We start from the raw sequence: 6,049 nt of genomic DNA, 5'->3' as shown, positions 1-6,049 counted from the left end.
AGCATCCAGAAGGATCAGACCATTGAGGAAATTTTCCACAACCGCTTGCTGGAAGCCTACGACTACTATCTGATTATTGGCGGGATGCCGGAATGCGTTGTATCCTGGGTCAACCATAAGGACCCGGCGGCGGTTTCCCAAATCCAGCGGGAACTGGTGGAGATATACGAGAACGACTTCGGGAAGCACAACGGGAAGGTGAACAGCGGGCGCATCCTGATGGTGTTCCGCAGCATCGTCTCCCAGCTTGCCAAATCCAATGAAAAGTTTATCTACGGCGCTGTCCGGCAGGGCGGCCGGGCGCGGGACTTTGAAGAAGCCATCGAATGGCTTGTCTCGGCCGGTATGCTCAACCGCATCTACAATGTTTCCAAGATGGAGCATCCCCTTTCCGCCTTTGATAAGCTCGACCAATTCAAGCTGTTTCTCTTTGACACCGGGCTTCTCAAGCACATGGCAGGCATTGACAACAGCGCCATTTTGCTGAAAGCCGACTATCAATTCAAGGGGCCGCTCACCGAAAACTATGTGTTGCAGCAGCTTCGCGGTCAATTTGACGTGGAGCCTCGCTATTACTCGGACAAAACCGGCGAAATCGACTTCGTGCTGCAAAACGGCACAGAGATCATCCCCGTCGAGGCAAAGGGCGGCGAAGATAAGTCCGCACCTTCCTTTAAGCGGTATATCGCCGACCGTCACCCTGAACACGCTATCCGCTTTTCCAAGCGCAGGTACCGCAAGGACGGCGCGATTACCAACATTCCGCTGTATCTTGCCGGTAAAACAAAAGAGCTGCTCTGACCCAAAGCCCCTCGCGCACCGCGGGGGCTTCTTTCTTAAGCCTATAGGCACGAAAAAGCCGGTAGTTTTTGAAGCGAAACTACCGGCTCTTATTCGTCTGTGTCATCCTCGAAAGAGTATTCGTTGAGCTCCTCAAAATCCAGGAACTCGGCCAGGGTCATGTTGAACGCCAACGCGATTTTGTGGAGGGTTTTTCGATTTTCAGTATCTGGTGATATGCGGAAAGAACCCCCTCCTTTGGCCACCGTATTTTGCAGTCATTGGTTTCAACCAAACTATAGTAGAGGCTTATGTGACGAAAAGGAGATAAAAAAAGAATACGTACCAACAAGCCAGCTTCTGCCTGCGGGTGACGGCCTTTTGAAGGCCTTGTTTGACGCCCCCCACACAGGCCGGAGCAGAATCGCTGAACATCCGCACGAACTTTCAAAAAGCCCGCCGCGAACCTTATTGAGAGCGGCATCTGGTCTCCCCTGGCCGCCGGATGCGAGCCCGCTGGATGACGCCCATCGATTCTGGAAAGGCTGCCTTCGGGGGCTCTTCGGGAAAGAACGCGGGCGGAAGAGACCGATTTTTCGGCTCCGTCAACAAATTGTAATGAAATTCGGCCTAATATCTGCTATAATATGTGAAGATTCATTAAAAGGCAGGAGAGGATTTTTTATGAGGAAGCGGCTTCTCAGTTGCGCATTGGCGGTGTGTCTGGTGCTGGGGCTGTTCGCCCCGCTGGAGGGTCTCACCCTTCGGGCAGAGGCGGTTACCGCCTCGAAGGTGCCCGCGCCATGGCTGGACGACTTTCTGGTGCCGGTCACCAAAGAGACCAAGGCGCCCTCTGGCTACACGGCCATCTGGGATGTGGACGACCTGCTGGCCGTCTCGGATAATCCCGACGGCAACTACATCCTTATGGCGGACATCGACCTATATGACGTGGAGTGGACGCCCCTGTGCGAGGACGATAGCTTTACCGGCACCTTCGACGGAAACGGCTATGTCATCGAGAACCTGGAGGGCCCCAACGGCCTGTTCTGCAACGCCGAAGAGGCCACCATCAAGGACGTGGGCGTAAAGTACGCGGACATCGACGCGGAGTTCACTGACCAATCCTTTGGCACAATCGGCGGCATTGTGGCCGACGCCCAGAGGGGCACCAGCATTCAAAACTGCTTTTTTGATGGCAACATCGACAGCAACGCCCGCACCATCGGGGGCATATGCGGAAACTACGCCACCAGTGAACCATTGAAAAACTGCTGGATGGAGGGGGATATTATCTCCACCAATCTCGGCAGCGCCTATAACGAACCGCGCGTGGGCGGCATCATTGGCGTTGGGGCGAACAACAAAGACGCCCTGATCACCGGCTGCATCCACAACGGCACCATTGACACCATGGGCTATGCTGTGGATTCCGGCGGTATAGCGGGTTTAGTGGGCGGCACCATCTCCTATTGCGAGAATTACGGAGAGCTCCTTCAGCGGGGCAACTCCGCCGACATGGGCGGGATTACCACCGGTATGTGGGACATAACCGTGGAGTATTGTATGAACGCCGCCGATATCACGGAAGTGTACGAACGCACCCTCCATGGCCGCACCATGGCGGGCGGCCTGACGTGCTGGCAGGCCGACCTGCGCAACAGTTTCAACTGCGGCAACCTGTCTCTGGACGACGCCACCTATGTAGGGGGCTTGTCCGCCCAGGGCTGGGCGGAGAACTGCTACAACGTGGGCTCCGTAGAGGTAAAAAACTTCCAGTCGGACTCTATTGGGTATGGGTATTGGGGCGCGGGGGCTCTCTTCGGTACGGCCGTGGGAGACTCGAAAAACCTGTATTACACCAACACGGAAGTCCCCGCCTATGATAAGGACGAGACCACCGGAGACCAGCTGGAAAACATAACCCGGCTGACCGATTCCCAGGCCCGCAGCCAGTCCAGCTACAAGGGCTTTGATTTCGACTCGGTGTGGGAAATGGGAGGCGGGAACTACCCCTACCCCGTGCTGCGAGACGCCCCCCAGAGCCAAGACCCCCATTGGGAAGACCAGCTGACGGTCTCTGTGCCCGAGGAGGTCCGCGTCCACTACGAGCGGCACGGCACCGACAGAGTGGGCCGCATTGACTTTACCACCCATGCCTATATCGAGGGATTCCTTTCCTTTGTGCAGCTTCCCATCGAGGGCCCCGTCACCTACACCATCACCCTTACCGGCGGCTTCAGCTTTTCACCCGGCTCCTACAAGCAGGAGCTGACCCTGGTGTGGGATGAGGGCACTGCCATTTGGCCCAAAGACACCCAGGTGCAAACCCCCATCTACATCCTAGACCAGAAGACGGGCACCATCCAGGTCTCCGCCTCGGCGGAGGGGTATACCACGGGCCAGTGCAAGCCCTACTGCCCCGCCATGCAGTTCTTAGAACCCGTGGAAGACACCTGGGCCCTGGTGAACAGCGTGAATTCCTTTGGCTATGGGCTGCTGTCGGACTATGAGATCCCCAAAGAGCGCTACCAAGAGGTGTGGGGTGACCGGGAAGGCGCGCTGAAATATGCCGCCGAGCACAGGAAGTGGGGCGGCAACTGCGGCGGCATGGCGTGGACGGCCGGCCTCATCGTCACCGGCGGTTTGGGGCTGCCCTATGGATGCACCGGCCTTGTAAACCACCAGGGCGACCATCTCAATTATGTGCTGGGGGATGGGTCCTACGTGGCCGTGGATAAAGATAGCTCCATCACCAAGTTCATCGAGCGATACCAGCTGTTCCAATCCGAATTGATGTACACGTTCCAAAAGTCTGGGGAAGAAGTGAAGAAAGAGATGTTGGCGGAGTATATCACCGAGAATTCGGATGGAACCTATTCCCACCGGACAAATGGAAAGTATATCGAATCCCTGTGCGAGCAGATTGAGAACAGCACCCAGCCCCTTGTGGCCACCATCGCCTACAGTGGCAGTGCCCATGCCGTGCTGCTGTATTCCAACGAATTGGAAGAGATGGAGGACGGCTGGTACCGCACCCCCATCTACAACCCCAACAACCCCTATCTGGATGAAGATCGGTATGAGGCGAATGACTGGAACTCTGCCTACGACACCCCCGACTGTTATCTGGAGCTGAACCCTGAAAAGAACCTGTTCCGGGTGTATGTGGCCGGCAACGCGGATACCAAGAAACGCGTGGCAGGGTCTTATGCTGACCGGGACGAGCTGATCCTGAATGGGAAAGAATTACCAGACCGAATCATACTCTTTAACACCATGGGACTGAAAATGACCGAGATAGACCCAGACAGGCTGATGGATATCAAGGTCAAGATGGTTGACTCAAAGCCCAAAATCTATGTTCCCAATATCAGCGACATCCGCCTGGCCAGCGTCTCTGGCCAGGTGCTGCTGGAGATTGAGGACGGGGAGATTACCCAGCGGGCCCAGGGCGTTTCTGCCACTATAGAGCCTGATTCCGGCGGCATGACCATCACCCTTCCGGAGAGCGCCGGGCTGTCGGTTACCGCCTCTGGCCGCTACTCTGTGGACAACGGCGACCACATGACCATCATCGACGGCACGGCCCACACTGCCAAGCTGGATTTGGACGACTATCAGGTGTCCCTTACCGCCAGCCAGTCCGGCGAGGTAGAGGTGATACTGAGCAACCGGGGTGAGACCGACGCCGACCTGCAGGCGGTGAAGATTGCGGGCAGCCTGGACAGCGGCAAGACCGTCACCTTCCAGCTAAGCGATGACAACCAGCTGACCACCCAGAACAGCCAGAACCTGGAGGACGCCGAAGTGTCTGTGCTGGAGGAGGACTTCGTCCAGCAGCCGGCGGACCTTTCGCAGCCGGTGGACATCACCGCCGAGTTCGAGCCCCTGCCCTTCACCGACGTGGGCACCGGGGAATGGTTCTACCAGCACGTCCGCTATGTGTTTGAGAACCAGCTGATGAACGGCACCGGTGACACCACCTTTTCTCCCAACAGCACTCTAAACCGGGCCCAGGCCGCCCAGATCCTCTACAACCTAGAGGGGCAGCCCAGCTTCAGCGGGTTCTCTGACTTTGACGACGTGCCCTTTGTCCACTGGGGGTGGAACGCCATTGGCTGGGCCCACAAAAACGGCGTGGTGTCCGGCAAGGGAGACGGGAAATTCGCCCCCGACGACCCGGTCAGCCGGGAGGAGTTCGCCCAGATGCTGTACAACTACGCCAAGTATAAGGGCTATGACCTGACGGCCCAGGGGGACCTCTCCCAGTTCCCCGACAAAAGGGCGGTCAGCTCGTGGGCCACAACGGCCATGAGCTGGGCCAATGGCAACGGGCTCATCAACGGCAGCGACGGCAAACTGCTGCCCGGAGGCACCACCACCCGGGCCCAGGCCGCCTCCATCCTGCGGAACTTCCATCAGAACTTTGTCTTATAAAGGCCAGAACGGAAATAGGAACCTTTAAGCGGAGAGGCGTCGCGCAAGCGGCGTCTCTCTGGTCTTTAAGTGGATGAATATATAGGAGGATTTATATGAGCAATTATCATTGGTATCAAGTCTTGACTACTGCAGCAAAAAACATTATGAGTAAACGGAGCGGCAAAAAAGGTGTTTTCGTATTTTTTACTGCCTTTTTTATTGTTTTATCCTTGAATGCTTGTGAATCTAATACAGATAATACAATAGACACAAGTAATAATATCACTAGTGAAATTAGCGAAACTGCGGAAAGTGAAGCGGCAGAAACTCCATCAAATACAATTGTGATGCCAAATAGTACTTCAGATTACATTGGTTCTGAATGGACAATTGAAACAATTACCGAGCATTTTAAAGAACTTGGATTTGAAAATATACGTACTGTTCCCTGTGAACCAGACGATAATAATTATGAAATCAACATCCGCGAAATGGTCATTGAAACAGGTTTGTTTAGTACCGACCCTTGGGAAGTAGGAGATGAATTTTCAGCAGATGCTGAGATTACAATTTATTACAATGAATTTCCACTGCTAACTACCGAAAACTGCTCTGATCTCGTCACCATTCTTACGAGTAAGGATATGGACTATATGTCTTTTGCAGACAAATATGACGGTCGATATGTAGAATTCGAAGCATATGTGACAAGTCATACTACTTTACTGATGTGCGATAAAGAAGTAATAGAAGTGTAAAAAATTTTGCCGTTCCTATCCGGCACTCGCGCGTTGTGTCGGATAGGTCGGGCGTTAGGCTTCGGGCAAGTCAATCTTGCCGACAAAGC

The 6,049-nt window shown here is 54.8% G+C and carries 3 protein-coding genes; all 3 read left to right on the top strand.

All coding sequences use genetic code 11. From position 1 onward, the window contains the following. Window positions 1-801, top strand: an 801-nt coding sequence (locus ODJ80_RS13800; RefSeq protein ID WP_263042537.1) for an ATP-binding protein, incomplete at its 5' end; no start/stop codon positions are given. 663 nt (window positions 802-1,464) lie between these two features. Then, entirely contained in the window at window positions 1,465-5,220 is a 3,756-nt protein-coding gene (locus ODJ80_RS13790; protein WP_263042536.1) for an S-layer homology domain-containing protein, read from the top strand. A gap of 95 nt (window positions 5,221-5,315) precedes the next feature. Further along, the gene (locus tag ODJ80_RS13785) at window positions 5,316-5,960 is read left to right on the top strand and encodes a hypothetical protein (protein ID WP_263042535.1); all 645 of its coding nucleotides are present in this window, start codon (window positions 5,316-5,318) and stop codon (window positions 5,958-5,960) included. Window positions 5,961-6,049: the final 89 nt, after the last annotated feature.

Source organism: Acutalibacter sp. LFL-21, from assembly GCF_025630755.1.
Taxonomy (GTDB): Bacteria; Bacillota; Clostridia; order Oscillospirales; family Acutalibacteraceae; genus Acutalibacter; species Acutalibacter stercoravium.
This window is presented reverse-complemented; position numbering and strand designations above follow the sequence as displayed.